Origin of the sequence: Bradyrhizobium sp. HKCCYLRH1034, from assembly GCF_051168375.1 — a bacterium.
Lineage (GTDB): Bacteria > Pseudomonadota > Alphaproteobacteria > Rhizobiales > Xanthobacteraceae > Bradyrhizobium.
The window spans coordinates 92,646-111,579 of the sequence record NZ_JBNPUW010000014.1; the positions used below are offsets into that span (position 1 = coordinate 92,646).

The 18,934-nt window shown below is 64.5% G+C and carries 17 protein-coding genes; 7 read left to right on the plus strand and 10 right to left on the minus strand.

Translation table 11 applies throughout. The features are described from left to right. The first annotated feature begins 10 nt into the window (after positions 1 to 10). The 3 genes from metA (at position 11) to ACQR0W_RS27505 (ending at position 2,786) form a co-directional block, all read left to right on the plus strand. Complete coding sequence (gene metA, locus ACQR0W_RS27495; protein ID WP_316169885.1) at positions 11 to 991, plus strand: homoserine O-succinyltransferase MetA; 981 nt, start codon at positions 11 to 13, stop codon at positions 989 to 991. 87 nt (positions 992 to 1,078) lie between these two features. After that, positions 1,079 to 2,320, plus strand: a complete 1,242-nt coding sequence (locus ACQR0W_RS27500; RefSeq protein WP_316169886.1) for a DUF763 domain-containing protein — start codon at positions 1,079 to 1,081, stop codon at positions 2,318 to 2,320. 4 nt (positions 2,321 to 2,324) lie between these two features. Then, on the plus strand, positions 2,325 to 2,786 hold the full coding sequence (locus tag ACQR0W_RS27505; protein WP_316169887.1) for an NUDIX domain-containing protein: 462 nt from the start codon (positions 2,325 to 2,327) through the stop codon (positions 2,784 to 2,786). A gap of 23 nt (positions 2,787 to 2,809) precedes the next feature. Here the strand turns inward: ACQR0W_RS27505 and ACQR0W_RS27510 are convergent, their stop codons facing one another. The 3 genes from ACQR0W_RS27510 to ACQR0W_RS27520 form a co-directional block, all read right to left on the minus strand. Next, positions 2,810 to 4,507, minus strand: coding sequence for a methyl-accepting chemotaxis protein (locus ACQR0W_RS27510; RefSeq protein ID WP_316169888.1), 1,698 nt, complete (start codon positions 4,505 to 4,507; stop codon positions 2,810 to 2,812). Positions 4,508 to 5,355: 848 nt separating this feature from the next. After that, on the minus strand, positions 5,356 to 6,561 hold the full coding sequence (locus ACQR0W_RS27515) for an MFS transporter (RefSeq protein ID WP_315750797.1): 1,206 nt from the start codon (positions 6,559 to 6,561) through the stop codon (positions 5,356 to 5,358). Between the two features lie 403 nt (positions 6,562 to 6,964). Further along, positions 6,965 to 7,897 carry an alpha/beta hydrolase gene (locus ACQR0W_RS27520; RefSeq protein ID WP_316169889.1) on the minus strand — a complete coding sequence of 311 codons (933 nt, stop codon included), beginning with the start codon at positions 7,895 to 7,897 and terminating at the stop codon, positions 6,965 to 6,967. Between the two features lie 184 nt (positions 7,898 to 8,081). On the opposite strand from ACQR0W_RS27520, the gene ACQR0W_RS27525 reads away from it, so the two are divergent. Continuing rightward, entirely contained in the window at positions 8,082 to 8,981 is a 900-nt protein-coding gene (locus tag ACQR0W_RS27525) for a helix-turn-helix domain-containing protein (protein ID WP_315750793.1), read from the plus strand. A 369-nt stretch (positions 8,982 to 9,350) separates the two neighbouring features. On the opposite strand, the gene ACQR0W_RS27530 is transcribed toward ACQR0W_RS27525, so the two are convergent. Continuing rightward, positions 9,351 to 9,557 carry a hypothetical protein gene (locus ACQR0W_RS27530; RefSeq protein WP_434840868.1) on the minus strand — a complete coding sequence of 69 codons (207 nt, stop codon included), beginning with the start codon at positions 9,555 to 9,557 and terminating at the stop codon, positions 9,351 to 9,353. A 438-nt stretch (positions 9,558 to 9,995) separates the two neighbouring features. On the opposite strand from ACQR0W_RS27530, the gene ACQR0W_RS27535 reads away from it, so the two are divergent. Beyond that, positions 9,996 to 10,793, plus strand: a complete 798-nt coding sequence (locus tag ACQR0W_RS27535; RefSeq protein WP_434840867.1) for a hypothetical protein — start codon at positions 9,996 to 9,998, stop codon at positions 10,791 to 10,793. A 47-nt stretch (positions 10,794 to 10,840) separates the two neighbouring features. Here the strand turns inward: ACQR0W_RS27535 and ACQR0W_RS27540 are convergent, their stop codons facing one another. Next, complete coding sequence (locus ACQR0W_RS27540) at positions 10,841 to 11,860, minus strand: hypothetical protein (RefSeq protein ID WP_434840866.1); 1,020 nt, start codon at positions 11,858 to 11,860, stop codon at positions 10,841 to 10,843. Then, positions 11,829 to 12,761: a dCTP deaminase domain-containing protein gene (locus tag ACQR0W_RS27545; protein WP_434840865.1), complete on the minus strand. Its 933-nt coding sequence runs from the start codon at positions 12,759 to 12,761 to the stop codon at positions 11,829 to 11,831. The genes ACQR0W_RS27540 and ACQR0W_RS27545 overlap by 32 nt, the downstream gene beginning before the upstream one ends. A gap of 61 nt (positions 12,762 to 12,822) precedes the next feature. On the opposite strand from ACQR0W_RS27545, the gene ACQR0W_RS27550 reads away from it, so the two are divergent. Then, complete coding sequence (locus tag ACQR0W_RS27550; RefSeq protein ID WP_434888674.1) at positions 12,823 to 13,650, plus strand: S1 family peptidase; 828 nt, start codon at positions 12,823 to 12,825, stop codon at positions 13,648 to 13,650. A 6-nt stretch (positions 13,651 to 13,656) separates the two neighbouring features. Here the strand turns inward: ACQR0W_RS27550 and ACQR0W_RS27555 are convergent, their stop codons facing one another. Continuing rightward, positions 13,657 to 14,754, minus strand: coding sequence for a DUF4145 domain-containing protein (locus ACQR0W_RS27555; protein ID WP_434840863.1), 1,098 nt, complete (start codon positions 14,752 to 14,754; stop codon positions 13,657 to 13,659). 236 nt (positions 14,755 to 14,990) lie between these two features. On the opposite strand from ACQR0W_RS27555, the gene ACQR0W_RS27560 reads away from it, so the two are divergent. Beyond that, positions 14,991 to 15,296 carry a hypothetical protein gene (locus ACQR0W_RS27560; protein ID WP_434840862.1) on the plus strand — a complete coding sequence of 102 codons (306 nt, stop codon included), beginning with the start codon at positions 14,991 to 14,993 and terminating at the stop codon, positions 15,294 to 15,296. A 374-nt stretch (positions 15,297 to 15,670) separates the two neighbouring features. Here ACQR0W_RS27560 and ACQR0W_RS27565 read toward each other — a convergent pair whose 3' ends face one another. From ACQR0W_RS27565 to ACQR0W_RS27575, 3 genes are all read right to left on the minus strand, one after another. Continuing rightward, a complete protein-coding gene (locus ACQR0W_RS27565; protein WP_434840861.1) occupies positions 15,671 to 17,182 on the minus strand; it encodes an AlbA family DNA-binding domain-containing protein in 1,512 nt (503 codons plus the stop codon). A gap of 310 nt (positions 17,183 to 17,492) precedes the next feature. After that, a complete protein-coding gene (locus ACQR0W_RS27570; protein ID WP_434840860.1) occupies positions 17,493 to 18,368 on the minus strand; it encodes a hypothetical protein in 876 nt (291 codons plus the stop codon). Positions 18,369 to 18,455: 87 nt separating this feature from the next. Beyond that, positions 18,456 to 18,866 carry a hypothetical protein gene (locus tag ACQR0W_RS27575; protein ID WP_434840869.1) on the minus strand — a complete coding sequence of 137 codons (411 nt, stop codon included), beginning with the start codon at positions 18,864 to 18,866 and terminating at the stop codon, positions 18,456 to 18,458. Between the last annotated feature and the right edge of the window lie 68 nt (positions 18,867 to 18,934).

Here is an 18,934-nt window from a genome sequence, read left to right on the forward strand (position 1 = left end):
CGATCAGCCGATGACCCTGCTGTTCGACCGACATCGCAGGATCGCGAGCCCTGCCCTCGCGCCCGCTGAATTCGACGACCGCGGCCGACGCCCGATCGAGCTTTCGATCGGCCTCGTCAACAACATGCCGGACAGCGCCCTGAAGGCGACTGATCTCCAGATCGGCCGCCTGCTGCGGCAGTGCGCGCCGCGGCACGTCCGCATCCGCCTGCACTGCTTCTCGCTGCCCTCCATCTCTCGCTCGCAGGCGGCCAGGAGCCACGTCGCCCAGTCCTACGCCGACATCGGGTCGCTCGATCGGCTCGGCATCGACGGCCTGATCGTGACCGGCGCCGAGCCTGTCGCCGCGGCCTTGCGCGACGAGCCCTATTGGTCGGACCTCGCCTCCGTGATCGACTGGGCCAGAACCAACACGCGCTCGACCATCTGGTCGTGTCTCGCGGCCCACGCGGCCGTGCTGCATCTCGACGACATCGAGCGGCAGCGGCTGGCGAGCAAATGCTCCGGCATCTTCGACTGCGTGAAGGTCCAGGACGACTGGCTCACGCACGGCATCCATTTGCCGCTTCAGGTACCGCACTCCCGCCTCAACGCCGTCAACGAGCCGCTGCTGGCGGAGCGCGGCTACGACATCCTGACCCGCTCGGACGAAGTCGGCGTCGACATTTTCGCGCGCTCGACGCCGAGCCGGTTCGTGTTCTTTCAAGGCCATCCCGAGTATGACGCGCTCTCCCTGCAGCGCGAATACATGCGCGACATCGCGCGCTTTCTCGCCGGGCAGCGCGACGACTACCCGCGGCTGCCGAAATCCTATTTCAGCGCCGAGAGCGAGGCGGTGCTCAACGCGTTCGAGTGGCGGGCCAAGGAAAGGCGCGACCCGACGCTGGCGGCCGAGCTCCCGGGATTGACGCTGCGGCCCGATCTCGCCGCAGAAAGCGCCGCCCAGACGCTGTTCAGCAACTGGATCGGTCATCTCGGGCAAACCGGATAGCGCCAAGGCCCGCCTTTCATCGGGGCGATCGCGCAATGGCGCGCTATCTGTTAGATTGGCACGGCACACTTCGCTTGCAAGGTTCCGATGGCCCGACGCACCGGCAGCGCCGATCTTCCGCTCCATTCCGGACGCGTCCCGGCCTGGCTCGGCACGCGCATGGCCTCGCTCGGCGCCATCATCACCCAGGCGATCGTGCATCATTACGGCCGCGACGAATTCCTGGCGCGGATGTCGCATCCGTTCTGGTTCCAGTCGTTCGGCGCCGTCATGGGCATGGACTGGCATTCCTCCGGCATCACCACGAGCGTGATCGGCGCGCTGAAGCGCGGGCTGAAGCCGCTGTCCGGCGAGCTCGGCATCTACGTCTGCGGCGGCCGCGGCGAGCATTCGCGCAAGACGCCCGACGAGCTGCGCCTGCTCGGCGACCGGCTCGGCCTCGACGGCGAGGAGCTGGTGCGGACCAGCAAGCTCGTCGCCAAGGTCGACAGCGCCGCGGTGCAGGACGGCTTCGACCTCTATCTGCACGGCTTCTTCGTCACCGCCGACGGCAAATGGACCGTCGTGCAGCAGGGCATGAATGGCGACGCCCGCCAGGCCCGGCGCTATCACTGGCATTCGCAACAGCTCGCGAGCTTCGTCGACGCTCCGCACAGCGCCATCGACGGTCCCGTCCAGGGCGAGATCGTCAACCTCACCGACAAGCGCGCCGCGCCGTCGCGCGACGCCCAGCTCGAGCTGCTCACCGAGCTCGGCCCCGACCGCGTCGTCTCCGAGTTCGAACGGCTGAGCACGCCGGAGCCGGCGCAGGGCCTGCTGCCGCATCTCGTCATGCCGGCGCATCACGACGTCAGGCCGAAGGACGTATTCGCCCGCCGCCTCCAAGGCACGCTTGCGGCCGCGGCCGAGCGCGGCCCGGTCGACTTCCCCGACCTGCTGCTGACGCCGGGCGTCGGCGCCCGTACCGTGCGCTCGCTCGCCATGGTCGCCGAGGTCGTGCACGGCGCGCCGTATCGCTTCGGCGACCCGGCGCGGTTCTCGCTGGCGCATGGCGGCAAGGACCGGCATCCCTATCCGGTGCCGATCAAGGTCTATGACGAGACCATCCGCATGCTCAAATCGGCCGTCGGCAACGCCAAGCTCGGCCGCGACGAGGCGCTGTCGGCGCTGAAGCGGCTCGACGACCAGGCCCGCCGGCTGGAGCGCAGCGCGACCGGCCCCTCGCTCGATGCCTACATCGCGACCGAGCGCGCCGCCTCGCCAGAGCTCGACGGCCGTTCGGTGTTCGGCTGGGAGCGTGACCTCATCCAGCGCACCGGCGAGGCGTAGCGGCATGCCGGCGCGCAGCGCGGGCGTGCTCGCCTTTCGCCGCACCGCCGATGGACTCGAGGTGCTGCTGGTGCATCCCGGCGGCCCGTTCTGGCGCAACAAGGATCTCGGCGCCTGGTCGATCCCGAAGGGCGAGTTCGGTGCCGGCGAGGCGGCCGAGGCGGTGGCGCGGCGCGAATTCGCCGAGGAGCTCGGCACGACGCTGACGGCGCCGCTCGTGCCGCTCGGCGAGATCAAGCAGCGCGGCGGCAAGGTGGTCGAGGCATTCGCCGCCGAAATCGATCTCGATGCCGACAGCATCACCAGCAACGCGTTCGAGCTCGAATGGCCGCCGCGTAGCGGCCACGTCAGGCGCTTTCCCGAGGTGGACCGCGCCGCCTGGTTCGATCTCGCCGAGGCGAGGGTCCGGATCAATCCAGCCCAGGCCGCGCTGCTCGACCGTGTCGTGGCGATCGGCGGAGGGTGAACTGTCACCATCCGCCGCCGACGTCACGCCGCTCGGACGTTGCCGAGGAATCGCCCGGTCTGGGTCTTGAGCTGATCCGACTGGCTGCCAAGCTGGGAGGCCGCGCTCAGCACCTGCGCCGCCGCGGCGCCGACCTGGCCGGACGCCTCGCGCACGCCGACGATGTGCTGCATGACCCCCTGGGTGCCCTGCGCCGCCTGCTGGACGCTGCGGGCAATTTCCTTGGTCGCGGCACCCTGCTCCTCGACCGCGGCTGCGATCGCGTCGGTGATCTCGTTCATCTGGCCGATGGTCGCGCCGATCTCGCGGATGGCGTTGACGGTGGAGCCGGTGGCGTCGCGGATGGCTTCGATCTGGCTGGTGATCTCCTCGGTCGCCTTGGCGGTCTGCGCCGACAGCGCCTTGACCTCGTTGGCGACCACCGCGAAGCCCTTGCCGGCCTCGCCGGCACGCGCCGATTCGATGGTGGCGTTCAGCGCCAGCAGGTTGGTCTGGCCGGCGATGGTCTGGATCAGCGCCATGACCTCGCCGATCTTCTGCGACGCGTGGACCAGCCGGTCGACCATCGCCTCCGTCCGCGTCGCCTGCCCGACCGCGTTCTGAGCGATCGAGGACGACTGCGTGACCTGCTTGGCGATCTCCTGGATCGATGACGACAGCTGCTCGGCGGAGGCCGACACCGTCTGCACGTTCTTGGCGGTCTGCTCGGCGGCCGCGGCCACCTTCGCGCTCTGGTCGGTCGTGCCGGCGACGATGCTCGACATCGATTGCGCCGAGGTCTGCAGCTCGCCGGCGGCGGTCGCGGTGGTCTGGATCACGCCGCCGATCGAGCGCTCGAACTCGTCGGCGATCCGCACCAGCACCGTGCGGCGCTCCTCGGCGGCCTGCTGCTTGGACTGCTCCTGCTCGGCCCGGAGACGCTCGCTCTCGGCGAGATGGTCCTTGAAGATCTGCAGGCTGCGCGCCATGCGGCCGATCTCGTTCCGGCGATCCGTGAACGGCACCTCGAGGCCCAGATTGCCCTTGGTCAGCTCGTCCATCACGACGCAGGTACGGTCGAGCGGAACGACGACGCTGCGTCCGAGCCAGAAGGCGACGACCGCGGCCACCAGCAGACCTGCGAGCGCGCCGAAGCCGGCCCACAGCGCGCGCTGATAGACGACCGCATCGACGTCGTCGACATACACGCCGGCCTGGATCGCCAGCATCTTGTCGCCGCTGCCATAGGCGCCGACATAGGACATCTTCGGCAGCTCGGTCGTCCCCCCCGCGCGCGGCACCTTGTACTCGACGAAGCCGCCGCCGGCGCGCGCCATGCGCACGATGTCCTGGATCAGGAGCTTGCCGGTGGAATCCTTGAAGTCCCAGCGGTTGACGTTGATGTATTTCGGGTTGGCGTGGACATAGGTCACGCCGGCATCCGACGATCCGGTTCCGTAGACGCCGAGATAGTCGTTGTACGGGCCCCAGCGCATTGCGCCGATCGCGGCGTAGGCCTGCTGCCGCGCCTGCTCCGGCGCCATCTTGCCGGCGGTCGCCGCGGCGTCATAATAGCTCAGCACCTTGACGGCGGACTCGACGAGGTTGCGGACCATGGTCTGCCGCTCCTCGAGAACGGTTCCGCGCAGCATCAGGATCTGCATGGCGGAGACGGCGAACAGTGCGATCGACATCACGGCGATGATCGCCGCGAGACGCTGATAGACAGTCAGGTGTCGCATTTTCTGGTTCTCGTTGCGTGGACTGTATGCACGATACCAACCGTACATTAATGGTTTGCTATCCGTGCCGCCCGAACACTGTCGAACTAATTAGTTTTTGGACGGATCATGTCCACTCACGCGAACTCAAGCCAGAGAACAACCAACCCGACCTGGGGTGGCGATCGTTCGAACTAACATGCGATAATCCGAGGTATCATCCAAGGGGACGGCCGGTTCCCTGCGAAGTTCCAGTGGGTTAGGTGTCGAGTTCCCACGGAGTTTCGTCGTCGCGACGCGTCAGGCGCCCGAGCTTTGTGCAGCTCAGCCCTCACCTCATCGAGGGCGCAGGGAAGACCAGGCATCGGCTGATTCCTGCGGCCCCCGTGCGGAAAGGAATGCACGGGGCAGGAACCACAGGTTCAGCCGGGTTTGCCCGGCCTTCCCTGCGCAATGGTGTTACGGCTGCTTCGCACTCTCCCCGGGGACCGGCGTTCTTGCCCCCGTTTGCGGCAACGCGCCAATGGCACGCCGCGCAGGCATCAGCGTCGGGATGCCAGGACCATGCGACTTGACCGTCCGTGCCGGCGCCGCTCGTCAGTCGGCGCCTGCCCGTCCATCACATCCCACCCCAACGCTCCTGACGATGCGCAGCGCCCCTCGTCGATGAGGCGGGACAATCAGAGAGAAGCACGAATTCCGATAAAACGAAAGAACAAAATTTGCGCAAGCGGGCGCGATTGCGGCGATGTCGTTGAAGCAACGACCGAACTTCGCGTTGTGGCGCAGGACGGATGCGACCTGTCCCCGCGGCCCGGCGCTCCCGGCGAGCCCATTGTCCGGCCCGACGGGCGACTCGGTCGAACGCCTCAGGGAGAGACCGCCGCGCGCGCCGGCCGGCGCTGCCGCAGCAACAACAGGATGACCACCGCCGCGCACGAGCAGGCCAGGCTCAGCGCCAGCGGCGCTTTGCTGCCGTAGCGGGTCAAGAGCTCGACGAGGATGGGCGCCGACACCGCCGACAGCAGGTTGAGCGGCAGTCCGATCTGGGCGGACGCCTTGGCGAACGCCGCCTTGTCGTAGAACACCAGCGGCATCGTGGCTCGCGCCACGGCGAGCGCGCCGCTGCCGAGCCCGTAGATCAGGATGAAGCCGCCGATCGCGGCGTGCGAGCCGTCGCTCAGCATCAGCAGCAGCATCGCCACCGGCAGCGCCAGTCCGGCGACGATCGCGGTGCTGATGCCGTCCCAGCGGCCGCCGCCGAGAAAATCGATGGCGCGGGCGCTGATCTGGATCACGCCCAGCATCGAGCCGAAGCCGACCGCCTCGGCCGCCGACAGGCCTTCGGCCTTCAGGAGTTCGATCAGCACCGCCCCCATCCCGAACGCGACGAAGGCGTTGAGGCCGGAGGCGCCGACCAGCAGGTAGAACGTGCCGCGCGACGGCGTCGATGCGGGGAGCGACGCCGCCGCATCGGACGACGGCGGCAGATGATCCTGGACGCGCCGCGGCAGCAGGAACACGAACAGCGGCAGCGAGACCAGCAGCAGCAGGCCGGAATAGACGAGACAGGTGCTGCGCCAGCCGACATGCGCCGACAGTGCCGAGGTGACCGGCCAGAAGATGCTGCTCGACAGGCCCGTGACCAGCATCAGCGCGCCGATGGCGCTGCGCGCGCGCAGGCCGGCGATCTCGTTGAGCACGATGTAGGAGGCGGTCGAGAGCGTGGCGCTGCCGGCCACGCCGAGCAGCAGCCATGCGGCGTAGTAGGAGAGCGGCCCCTGCGCGGCCGACAGCAGCGCGTAGCCCGGCGCAGCCAGCAGGGTGCCCGCGATCATGACGCGGCGGCCACCGTGCTTGACGAACGGCCGCGCCAGCAGCGGCGAGCACAGCCCCATCGACATGTACAGCACCGTGGTGCTGGCGAAGATCGCGGTCAGATCCATCTCCAGATCCGCCGCCATGGCCCGGCCGATCACCGCCGGCAGGCTGAGCGTGCCCCAGGCGATGAGCTGGGTGACGGCCAGCACGATCAGGACGCGCAGGAGGGAGGGATCGGCGATGACGGGGGGCATTTCGGACGGGGGCACTGCACGGAGGTGACGCGCGGCGCGCGTTGCAATCCTAATTCTAGAGCATTCGCGCCGAATCAGCCCCGCTGTTTCGGAATTGCGGCCCCGCCACCGGCGGGGTGCTCGTGCCAGTGCCGGCAACTGCACGCACGGCCGCCGGCCCGAGCAGGAACAGCATGAGCAGCGCCGCACGGGAGCAGCCGATCGTCAGCCCCCATGGGTCTCAAGGCGAAGCAAGAGCATCGCCTAACGCGCCGCAGAGCGGCGCTCCTCACCATGAGGGCCGCGAAAAAGACCCTCATCCCGAGAGGCCGCCTTAGGCGGCCATCGCGAAGGATGGCCGCGAAACGAGCGCTCGCCACAGCTTGTCGCCTCATATGCGATCGCCCCACCCTATCGGCGGAGCTCAAGCTTCGCGCGTCTGAAGGAGGTGTGATCGGAACCAGTCACGCGCAGCCGAGGATGATTGTTCGAAGTGCTCGACATAGGGCGCGAAATGCCCGCAAGGCAAACTGACAAACTGTTTTGGCTCGCCGGCGCGCGCGAACGCCTCCCGCGACGCCTCGATCGGCATCAGCATGTCGCCCTCGGCCGCGATCAACATCAGGGGCCGCGGCGCGATGCGATGCAAGAAGGCGACCGGCTCGAAGCTGAAGGTGAGCTCCAGGCTGCGCACGGTAACCTCGTTGCGCCACAGCGGCGAGATCTTCGCCGCCTCCATGCACCAGTCGTAGGCGTCCGATGTCCCCAGGATGCACGGCGTCGTCGCCGGATCCTGCGCGACAACCTGCATGGTCATCGGCGGCTCGCCCGCGGCACGGGCCAATCGCTCGCCTACGAACAGCTGCGACAGCTGCGCCTTCGTCTCCGCCGGAATGTGGCTCCAGATCGCGCCGCCGCTGAGGAACGAGACCTGCACTGCCACGCAGCGGATGCGCTGATCGATCGCCGCCGCCTGGATGGCGACACCGCCGCCATAACTGGAGCCCCAAGCGCCGAGCCTTCTGGGATCGACGCGCGGCAGGGTCATTGCGAAGGTGATGGCATCGCGGTAGTCGGCCAGCTGCTGCATCGGGTCGATCTCCTGCCGGACGCGCCCTTCGCTCTCGCCAAAATTGCGGGGATCATAGACCAGCGCGCCGAGACCGGCTGCGCTGAACGCGGCGGCATATTTGTCGAGATAGCTTTCCTTGAGCCCGCTGAAGCCGTGATGAAGCACGACGATGGGCGCTGTCGGCGCGTCCCCCTGCGGCGGCACGTGCCAGCCGCGCAGCACCGTACCATCGTCGGCCTTGAAGGCCACCTTCTCGAACCCAGCCCGCAGATCCGAACCGACCATTGCAACCTCCCTTTGCTCTCGTCTCTCCGCCTTGTCTGCACGGCGGTCACAGCCTAGGCTCTAGTCCAAGCGCGGCACCGACGTCCCGGACGGCAGCGAAAGCGAACCCGGACGACGGCGAAACGCGGGCGGACGCAGCCGCCGCAAGCGAGGGCCTCCGGGCGGCCAAGGGAAAGCGTTGCAGATGCCGAACGTGCAAGGGTTTGCCTCGCTGACCGCGCCCACGACGTCCCTCGACCCACTGCTCGGCTGGACCATTCACGAGGCCATCTCGCTCCGTCAGCAGTTGAGGCAGCTAGGCGATGCTCTCGTGATCGAAGCGCAGGTCGCACAGGGCTGCGCCGGGATGCGCCGCGCTTCCGATGCCGGTCTGGTGGTCGTGATGACCGTGATCGAAGGCCGGGAGCGCGGCGAGGACTCAACGGGCACGGTGCTGTTCGAAGCGGGCGACGTGATCGTCTGGAACACGCGCGAGACGCTCGCCTTCGCCACGCTCAGTCCGCTGCGCAAGATGATGATCGCCTGCCCTGAAGCCGTGATCCGGAATTTTCACCCCGACCTGATCGGACGCGGCCCCCTGCATCTGCCCGGCCGGCACGGCTTCGGCGCCGCCGTGTCCGGTTACTTCGAGGGCTTCGCCGGCACGCTGGCCGAGATGGACGACCGCGAGGCCCATGCCGCCGTCGATACCGGGCTCGAGATCGTCGCCAGGGCTGTGCGCCTCGTGCGCCGCGACGCTGCACCGCGCCGCTCATCCGCGCGGTTCGCGCGCATCATGAGCTACATCGACGCACAGCTGCACGACCCCGATCTCGACAGCGCCGAGATCGCCGCCCACTTCGGACTATCCGTCCGCTCCGTACAATTGTTGTTCGCCGAGCACGGCACCACGCCCTCGGAATGCATCCGCCAGCGCCGCCTCAACCGCTGCCGCCGCGACCTCCAAGCCGCGCGCCGAGCCGAGAGCATCACCGACATTGCCCTGCGCTGGGGCTTCAACGACCCCTCGCATTTTAGCCGCCTCTTCCGCCGTCGATATGGCGTGCCCCCGCGCACGCTCGTGCGGAAGAGGCCGGAGGGCTGACGGCCCGCAGCGATTTCATCTTCTCGCAACTGAACGGAATGGCTGGGATGGGTGACTGGCGGAGAGAGTGTCCGCGCCCACAACTATAATTTCCAATCGATTTCAAATGCTTATTTATGTCTCGGCGCCGGCTACCCATTGCGCCACCCACATTTGACCGGCGGATTGTAGCGGGAAACGGCGAACGATCACGGCCAAGCTGCCGGACGGATCACAAGGCCAATAAGGGCGTGCTCGGTGACCGGAACGCCGCCTTGTGCTCCTCCAAAATCCGACGATCTGCTTTTCCAAAAAGCGGCTCTTCGACAGGTTGGCAAGCAGCTTCAGGTTTGCTGGCAGCTAGCTATCCTTCCATTGCATAGTGACGAGCTAGCGCAGGAGCTCTTCGACGAGCGGCGGCACGTTGGGAAGAAACGCGCTGTTCGCGAGATCTTCGGCCTCGAGGTTCATGTCAATGCACCTTAGCCGCGCTTCGCGAGCAGGCGCGGGATCCTCCTGCAGGCCATTGATCTGCGACTGCACGATGATGAAGAAGGCTTGCGGATCGAGCGGGTCGAGAGCCGAGGTCGTCGGCACGACGAGGCGTCCCTCAGGCTGCAGCGATGGATCAGCGAATCGACGGCCTTGGCGAGATCCGAAGCCGGCATCTTGGCCGCCAGGTGCGTCGCGGGATCCGCGCCGAGGCGCGCTTCTCCTCGTAGGCCGTTGGGCGGGCGCCAGCTTGCCCATCGAGCGCTCGACCGCGGCGGGATCGTTGACGTCGACTGTCCGCATCGCGCGATTGGCCGGCCGGCGGCGCCAGTCGAAGCCGCCTTGCTCGGCTGGCGGTCGTCGACGGCCTCGTCGTCTCGTCGACTTCGACCAGCGGGGTCGTCCGAGTCTCGACGCTGTGTAGCACAGCGAGCCAGACCCGCCGTCATGGGCCCAGTTCCTTCGTCGAGATTTCCTCGCGAACTGCGTTGACTAAATTACCAGTTACTGTAAGTTATAATCTCCAGTCACTGGGAGTTACCAATGGCGAGACCGCGGGTTTTGGCCGATGACATCTTTACCTCTCGCGAGATTGCGCTCGCCGCGGGCCTCTCGCCCAGAAATTTCGGTTTTCTCGTCGACGAAGGTTTGGCACCATCCGCGCACGAACAGGCAGCCGACGGACGATCCGGTAGCAGACTCTACCATGCGGGGGCGCTGGCCCAGGCGGCGCTGGTCGGCGCGCTGCACGCTGCGGGGTTCGAACTGCTCGTCTCCGCGCGGCTGGCAGCCGCCTTCACCGACGAATACGGGGCCAGCCATGGCCGCCTGCCCGCAAATCTCAACGTGTTTTGGCGAAGCAAAGCTCTGAACCCGGGTGGAGGGATTCCTTGGGGCAAGGCCGACCGCGGCGTTCCGATCGATCAGGATTTTTGGATCCATCACCTTCTGAGGAATCGATCGGAAGTCTATCGGCGCAACACCGCCGTCCCCGGCGATTGCGTCGTCGAGATAGCTGACGCCATTTACGTGCTCACGCGAATTCACGACCTGGCTCTTAAGACGAGTTCGGCCGCCTCGGGCAAGGCCCTGCTCGCCGCCCCTTTGTTTCGCATAGTCGGGCGCGGGGCGGACGCAAGCATCGTTCCAATTCATACCGAAGTCGACACGATGGACTTCGGCATGGATCCGCGCTCGCGGGAGAAGATGTGCTCGTTGGAGGACGAATATATGACTGGTCGTTCGCACGCGGTGACGCTCGTCAGCGTCAACCTTTCGCTCGCGATACGGAACGCCTTCGATAGGCTTCAGGACGTCCGCGATCGTCCTCAGGCGGTATGATGACGCTAAGGCTTGATGCCTCAACCCATCGTCGATGCGTCTTGGGGTCAAGGCGACGCAGTTCTGAAAGCCTTGGAATCCGGCTCCCAGAGCGGACACCAGACGCTGCTTGCTCCACGGGAGTGGTAATGACACTTGCCCGAATTCTGGCAGCCGTGAGAGCGACCTTCGAGAAATTTTGGATTGGCGATAAGGTCGCGGCAAAAGCCCAGATGGACGTTCGGCGGTAGATCATCGACCACGCCAGACGCTTTCCCTGACAGGATGAATTGCGTCCCGGGATGGCGCGCGGCAAGCTCGAGTGTCTCGCGATGACGATCGCGCAAGATCGCACGCGTGCTCGGATAGATCAGTCGCTTGTCTATGTTGTAGAAGCCCGAAGAAACGTCGACGATGTCGACCGGCAAGGAGCATGCCGCGTCCTGATGGGTCGTCGCACCGACGCGATCGAAATCGGCATCGCCAGTCTTCAGTGAAATTCTCACTGAGGTTTCCAAGCCGGCCTTGCGGCAGGTTTGCGACCAAGCCCCAGCCAATTCGAGACACTCGGCCGCTCCATCATAAAGGCGGCGATCCATCAGCAAGCTGAAAAGGTAGCCATGGGCGGCATGAAGCTGGACATGCCTGAAGCCCGCCTCGGCCGCCATCTCCGTTCCCGCGAGCAGACCCTCGAAGAGCTGGCGTAGCCGAGATGAGCTGACCCACGCGGCAAGAGCACGGCTTTTGGCGATCGTTTCCACCCAGTTCTTGGGCCGGAAACTTGTCGCGCCCTCGTAGTTTTCCCAGGCTGTCGCGAGTTGGACTCCTGGCGTCGTCCCTTGGGCAGCGATTGACGTCGCCAACGTCTTCCAACGACGGTCCGAAGACATTGTCGCCGTCGTCGCATTGACCGGATGTCCGCCCGGCAATACGACGTTGCCGATGATCGCGCAAGATAACAGCGCGGAACTGCGCTCTTCGTAGAAGGCGACCATCCGTTCATCCGGCGCGCCATCATGTACGAAGCCGGTATTCAAGCCGACGAAGAACGTCCGCCTAGGTCTTTCTGAGATATGCGTATCGACCATCGTTCAACTGCATCTTTTCTATCACGGCTTTCCCGAGGTCCGTTCGGAGCAAATGCGCCAATCGGAGCAGATAGATCTGGACGTCTGCGAGCTCCTGCCTGAGCTCGGGCTCCGCCACCGCGAGATTTGCACCTCTATAACCGGGACGCGTGGTGGTCAGTTCGACCTTCTTTATGAGGTTGGCAAATTCTCCGACTTCGCCCAACAAACCTACCAAATCCTTCGTAATTTGGCTGCATCGCGCTTGGTCGTCGGTGAAGTCGACGGGAAAGCCATGCGCGCGATCAGCATCGATCTGTCGACGGATCAGGCCGGCAAGGGAGTCGGAGGCTGGCGTGTGGGGTTCTTCATCCGTGACCGAATCCGACGCAAGCAGCCGCGGATCACCTGCCAATTCTTCGCGTGTCCTTTGCAGTTCCGTCTTAACTGGCCACATCTTGGTCTCGTATCCGTGTTGACCCCTGTACGGATGAGAGGCCGACGTTTCGAGAACCGTGAAGTCCACTTTCGCGATGGGCTCGAGCAACGGCAACACGATATACTTGTTGCTGACATTCTGCGTCACGATGCCGATACGGCCGTGAAAGCCGGGGTCGGCATACGTCGCGACGGCGCTCAAGCCTATGCTGAACAATGAACCCTTGCTCACTATGCGCGCGAAGATCTTGTCATTCAGCGCAAGACGCTCGTGCGTGATCAGCACCACCCGATGACTCGGCTTGATAAGCACGTTCCCTCCGGCCGACACCGGATAGCGCTTCTCGTCCTCGGTCAGGTCGTAATAAACGTTGCCCATCCGAAGCTCGTAGCAGGCTCCCTTGCAGCCCTCCGGGTCCGCATCGAGCACGAGTTCCTTGCGGGCGATGGCGTCGGCGATCTCGTGGTCCACCATAACTTTCATACCGTCCATCCTTCTCACTTCATGGGTTTTCCGAGCGCCGCGGCAGTGTTACAGAAACGGAATGTCCACGTCCCCGGCGTCTTGCTGCAGCATCTATCTACAGGGAATCGTAAGCACGATTAAGGGGCCGGAGCCGTTCGGCTTCGCGACGGGCTTTCTATATGCTGGCCCGAACGCGACGCGATGGCTGGTGACGAACTGGCATGTCGTGACCGGTCGGCGGCCGGACGACCCCGGCTCGCTAATCGGCGATAAACCGGACAGTCCTAGTCGGCTGCGGTTCACCCTCCGCGATCCGGCTGGCGCCACGCCGCAAGATATGGACGTCGCGCTCTACGACACGGATGGGCCCACTTGGATCGAAGGTGATCGCGAGCGCGGGGTCGATCTGGCGCTGGTTCGATTGACCGACACGCCTCGCTTCCGTCTGCCGCTCACCCAAAGCTTCGCGCCTAATTCCCCGGTCGCGTTGGAGCCAGGCTTGGATGTCGTCATCATCGGACACCCCTTCGAACTCGGAACCCATGCGGGGTCTGCGATCTGGAAAGGTGCGATGGTTGCGAGCGGCCGAGACACCTCCGTCGAGCGAAGGCCGTGGATTCTCGTCGACACGCCCGGCACACCCGGCATGTCCGGCTCGCCCGTCTACAACCGAACTTTGCTTATCTCGGAGAGGGAGACATCTCGCGGCGGCGACACGAGCAGCCAAGCCGCGGAGCGAATGAAGCTCGAGCTCGCGGGCGTCTACGCCGGCTCTGTCGGAAACAAGGATCTCGAGAGACTGCAGCTCGGCCGCGTCTTTCCCATCGGCCTCGTCGAAGACATCCTTCGTCGCGGCCAGCGCGGTATCAACCCGTTTCCGCCCATGAATCCGCCGACCGACGCGTGATCGTCGTCAATGCCTTTTGGGGCGAGGCGGAGTGGCCTTACGGATTTCGGCGGCCGCCGGCGTGAGGATGAACGCGCGCTCTAGAAAATTCTCTATGATATTGAAGATGTGGTTCAGACGTTCGGCCTCGGGAACGTAGCCACGATGAGCCGAAGCGTTCCCCGCATCGGCAACCGCGTCGAGCGCTTCCTTGTCAGATTGACTAATGCGCCCGGCGTTCGCCAGCGCGGAAAGCTTGCCTTCAAATCCACCCTTTACGTCGCCGACGAGAAGATTTCCGGCCCTGTCAAGCAGAGTGCGAGCTCCAACTGACGCGAGCATCCGCAGCCCACCATTGAGGGCAAGATAGGACTCGTCGAGAACATCACGGAGGACTTCGTCACCGAGGGCTGGAGCCCACGGCGGTTTTGGCCGAATCGTCTGTGCCGGATGATACGTCACACTGGTAACGCGGCGTGTCGTCGGGCGACCTTGCTCATCGAAATCGGCTTCATCCCACTCCGATCGCCAGACCTCGTGTCTAACGGACAGCTTGTCGCACCCGCAACATTGCACCGTCTGGTAGGTTTCGCTCCGAGCACCGGCGCCTTCGCCATCCATGTCCGTATATTGCGCGCGTAGCCAGGAATTCTTCTCGCCGTGGCAAGCACCGCAGTACGCCTTGATAGTTGCACCTGTTTTCGAAGAGACCGGCGCAGCGACTTTCGAGCGCGCTTCCAAATTGGCCGTGGGTCGAAGACGCTCCCAGCCGGCCGGCGTGATCGAGATCGCATGATCGGGCACCAGGCGGATCAATTCAGCTTTGGCTGTCTGCGAGATCAGGTCGTCGACGCGCTGCCCGTCGAGTGTGCCGATAACCGCCGTGAGATCCTCCTCGTCGGGCAACTCGACCGCCCCGAGTTGGTCGTCGTCCAGATCCGTCGCAGCCCAGGCGAGGAGATTGGTCATCTGCCGATCAACCGAAGGCAGCGGCTGCTTGATCATGTCGTCCAGATTGAACGAGTTGATCTCGGGCCATTCGACATCCGACTTCGACGACATCACGCGCGTCGCATGGCTCAAGCGCGCGATGCTCTTGGCATCGTTCAGTCGAGAATCCAACATCGCCAATCCCGAGCCCGTTATCTGGTACTTCCCGCACTTTCGGCATTCCACGCGCGTGTAATCACCGCGTGTCGGCTGATCGAGGTTCGACGACGTCTTGCAGATCGGACAATACCCCATTTCTCACCCACACGTTTTCGTTCTTTCGACCGCGGCGATCCCCGATATTCGCAGGATCATGCTACGCCGAATCGGTTACATTGTAGCGGTTTGCTGGGGGCTGACGGAGGATCGCGATGAAACTCCTTTCCCGTCTTCTCGACCCGAAACTGGCGCGTGCCTTCTACGACTGGATGATGGGTTTGTGGGTGGCAGCCACGATCTTCGTGGGCGACGCAAATCTCGATCGTTTTCAAAGATGGCTCTGGGGCACGCCTCAGGAGCACCAGACCGTTCCATCACCGATCGATGATCCCGCCATGACCGAGAACGTTCAGGTGCTATTCGATCTTTTTCAACGACAGATGGATGCTCAATACAAAGTGAGCGTTCTTAGACGCCAGTTGCTGACCTTACCGGCGGGGCCCGATCAGGGGTATTGAAGAGAGATCGCAACAGCTCGCGGAAGGGCTGGCGCCAACCGTAGATGTCGATCATCTTGTGGTGCAGTATCCGCAGAAGTGTCAGCGCTTCGCCCTCTATCGTCGCCGCGGCACCCGATAGTCGGGCGACCGGGTCAGCGCCTCTGCCATCGCCTCCAGATCCATCGAGTGCAGCATTTCGCTCCGGAAGATTGGCCTCGGGTCAGGCGTGACTGGCACACAATGGCCGCACGAGTACCTGAGATTCGCGCGATTCACGGCTTTTTCGGTGGTGCAGGGCCGGCTGGGCCGCTTTGAGGGGCCCCCGGCCCTGGGGGGCCCGCTGCGGGCCCAAAGCCGACGGCGGGGCGCGGTAGATGTCGGCCTGATGCCGGTCACTTCTTCGAGTAAAGCAATTCGTCGAGACGAGACGCGGCACGGTAGATGGCTCCGCGACGATTGCTGCTGCGCGGGTCCGTGCCCTGCGCCCGATCCAGGCAGTCGAGAAGGATCGCTCTTATGGTCTCGAGATCCTTTGTCTTCACCATCGTAGGCAGGGCTTGGACCGCTCCTGCGAACACGACGTCCTCGTCGATGTCGGTCGGAGCCTTGATGTCGCCCCGCGCCAGTTTTCCGCGCAGGGCTTCCGCCTTCCCGGTGGACTGCCGAAAAGCCGCGTCCTTCCCCGCAAGCCGGTCGACCAGGGCATCGCGGGACGACGGATAGGTGGCGACCTGTTTGCGCAGATCCTCCGCGACTTCGGCGGCTGTCGACTGGGTCTGGTCGATGTAGAACCACACGGGAAACCACTTCCGTTGGGCGTGTGCCTGGAAGTGGATGTACTGCATCGGCTCCGCGACCTTCTCGTTCCGGAGGAAGTTGCGGACGACCGCGTCAGGGGTCACGTTCTCGCGGATGATCCTCGTCCGCTCCCTTTCCGCTTCCGAAACCGGCTCGACATCGCCGATCAGCCGGAGCGCCGGCGCCCCCTTTTTTTCGTCGAATTCGCCCTCGCGCACGAACTGGATGCTCGGGAGCAGGGATTTGTCGATGAGGAATTTGCCGCTGGTGCCGGCGACTTCGCCGGAGTCTAGATCGATCGTCGCTTCCTTGCCTATCGCGACGCGGTTCATGCGGGCGCTGAACTCGGCGACCGCCCGCTGCTCGCGCGCGGCGATGATCCGCCTCAGCTCTCCCGGCTTGATCAGGCGGGTCTCGCCGACGTATCGGAAATAGATCCCACCTTCCTTCACGTCCTGGCCAACGTTCTTGATGGCGATTACGGGCCCATGGTCGTGCTTCTCCACGTAGAGCACGCCGACCTGCTTGCCGCCGAGCTCGATGAGGCCCTTTGTGATATGAGGAACGGGATCGAGGGCGCCCGCCAGGATTCTATTGAGGAGCGAAATGTCCGACTTCGTGAAGATGTCGTCGGAAAGTCCGTCCACCTGATAGGTCGCGTCGGTGACGCCGAACAGGAGATAGCCGCCCTTGTTGTTCGCCAGGCCAGCGATTGCGCGGAGTGCCTTCGAGAACCGATCCTCCGGCTGAAGCCGGAAGCCTGCCTTGCACTCGATGCGGTCGGTCTCGCCGCCGACCAGCCGCCATGTGCCGGTTTCGCGGACGAACAGGGAGCGAAGAATCCGGATGTCGACCGGAGACGGGGTAGGAGGCGACTTGGCGTCCGGATCTTGCCGGGCGGCAAGGAAGTCCTCGAGCTCTTCGGGCTGGGCTTCCTCGACTGATGCCCCGTACACCCCCTTCTTGATCTGGGTGATGCGTCCGGAGCTGATCAAGCGGTCCGGCTTGTTGAAGTGAAAGTGGATGACGTCGTTCCGCCACCCCTTACGGAGCATCGCCTTTACGATGCCGATCTCGGCATCGGAGAGATTCCGCTTCTTGGCCAACGCTTCCCCTCCCCCGCGACCGCCATGTCGAACTGGCTGCATTAGGGAAGCGGCGAGCCGATCCCGGTGGTTTCGTTCAGATTATGGTTGACCCCAGTTGCTACCGGAGGATGTCGGGGTCGCGCAAGGGTCGCGCGGTCTCCGGAGACGACCCGGCCAGCTTTCCTTCGCCGCCAGTATCGAGACGCTTCCTGCCAGAACGAATCCTTCGGCCAGCGTGCTCGTCCATGCGGTCAGCACGGGCAGGGATCCGCAATCGACGCGGTTGAAGCTTGTCCACTTGCTCCGCAGCGCCTGCGACTAACGGAGGCTATTGTCGGTGACGGCTAGGCCTGAGTGCCATCTTCAAGCGCGCTCGTTGGGCCGAAATGACGGTCGAGAAGTATCCAAGAGCGCATTCGGCAACCGGTCGCGCGAGGCTGTAGCCGCTGAATCTTCGAAGCCGCTGCTGCGAGGTCTCCGATAGGTCTCGATACAGATCGATCGTTCGTCGACCGAGGCCAAGCCCGAACGCCCACGCGAGCACGGGCAGCGCGAGCTCCCTGAAAATTCCCTCCAGGAAGGTAAGCTTGCCGTGGTGTGCAACGTCCTCGTTGTACGCCTTGATGACCTCGTTGGCGTCCGCGACGGATTTGGCGACGTTTTGCGCCAGCCGTTGCACTACGGGATCCGTGTATGAAGCCACGTCAGGCGGAACGAGAGGCATCGGAAAGTCGTCGTTCACCTTCAGAGTCTTGAGATGCTGGTCGAGCTTCTCGCATTCGGCGATCCTGATCGGAGCGAGGCGGTAGGGTGTGTGAGGTATGCGGTCGCAGATCTTCAGCATGTCGAAGTGCGCGTCGAGACTGGCTTCCGTAGCGTCGAGCTTGAATGTCAGGTGATGGTGATTTTTCGTGCTTTCGCTCTTGTAGCCGTAGACCGCAAACAGGCCGGCGCTGATGGCCAGAAAGCCGATGCCAAAGCTCACAAGGTCGATGAAGCGCAAAGCGCCGCGCGATTTCGAGAACCACCAATAGACTGCAAACGCCGCTGCGAAACCGAAGACGGTCGCGATCGCAACATCCGAAACGATGGTCGGCTGAAACAAGGAGCTTGTCCCTTCGGCATGGCGGCGTCTTCCAAGGATCCGCTGGTCGCCGTTCGGCGGATCCGCCTGAATGGTGGCGATCGAAGTGGAATTGCACAAGGTCAGGTCTCCGGATCCGGAGCCCGCAGGGCGAGCTGCAGCATGGACGTCGTCAGCTGCGAGATCGACGTTGGCCGGTCCCGTCGGCTACGGCGTGTCGTAGGACGGCCAGCAACCATCTTCCTCGTGGCGCCCGGTCCGCTGCGTGCAAGTGTTGTCCAGCAGGCGCTGGCCGACGTCCCGCCAGACCGCGTCCAGACCGTACAGCCGCACCGCGTCAACCCGCTGGATTTCGACGGTCCGCCCGCAGCGCCGGCAGCCGACCCGCAGCAGGTGCTGCGAGTCGTCGGCAAGCCGCCACGTCAGGATGCCGGGGTCGGCCTGCCTAGCGTCGGCGCCGGCGTCCCGAAGCACAGCGTCCCAATATTCGGCCGGCAGATCGTCCTCCGGAGCCAGTGCGGGCGCTGGAGGCGCGTTCCTGCCGACGGCGGCGGCCGCGGCCATCCGTTCCATCTGTTTTCGGGTCGGCATGCGCCAGCTGGCCGGGCGGTCGGTGATGCCGAACTAGAACATATAATGAACATTGAAGTCGAGCCCGGCGATCGGGGGATAAGTCGGGTTCTTTC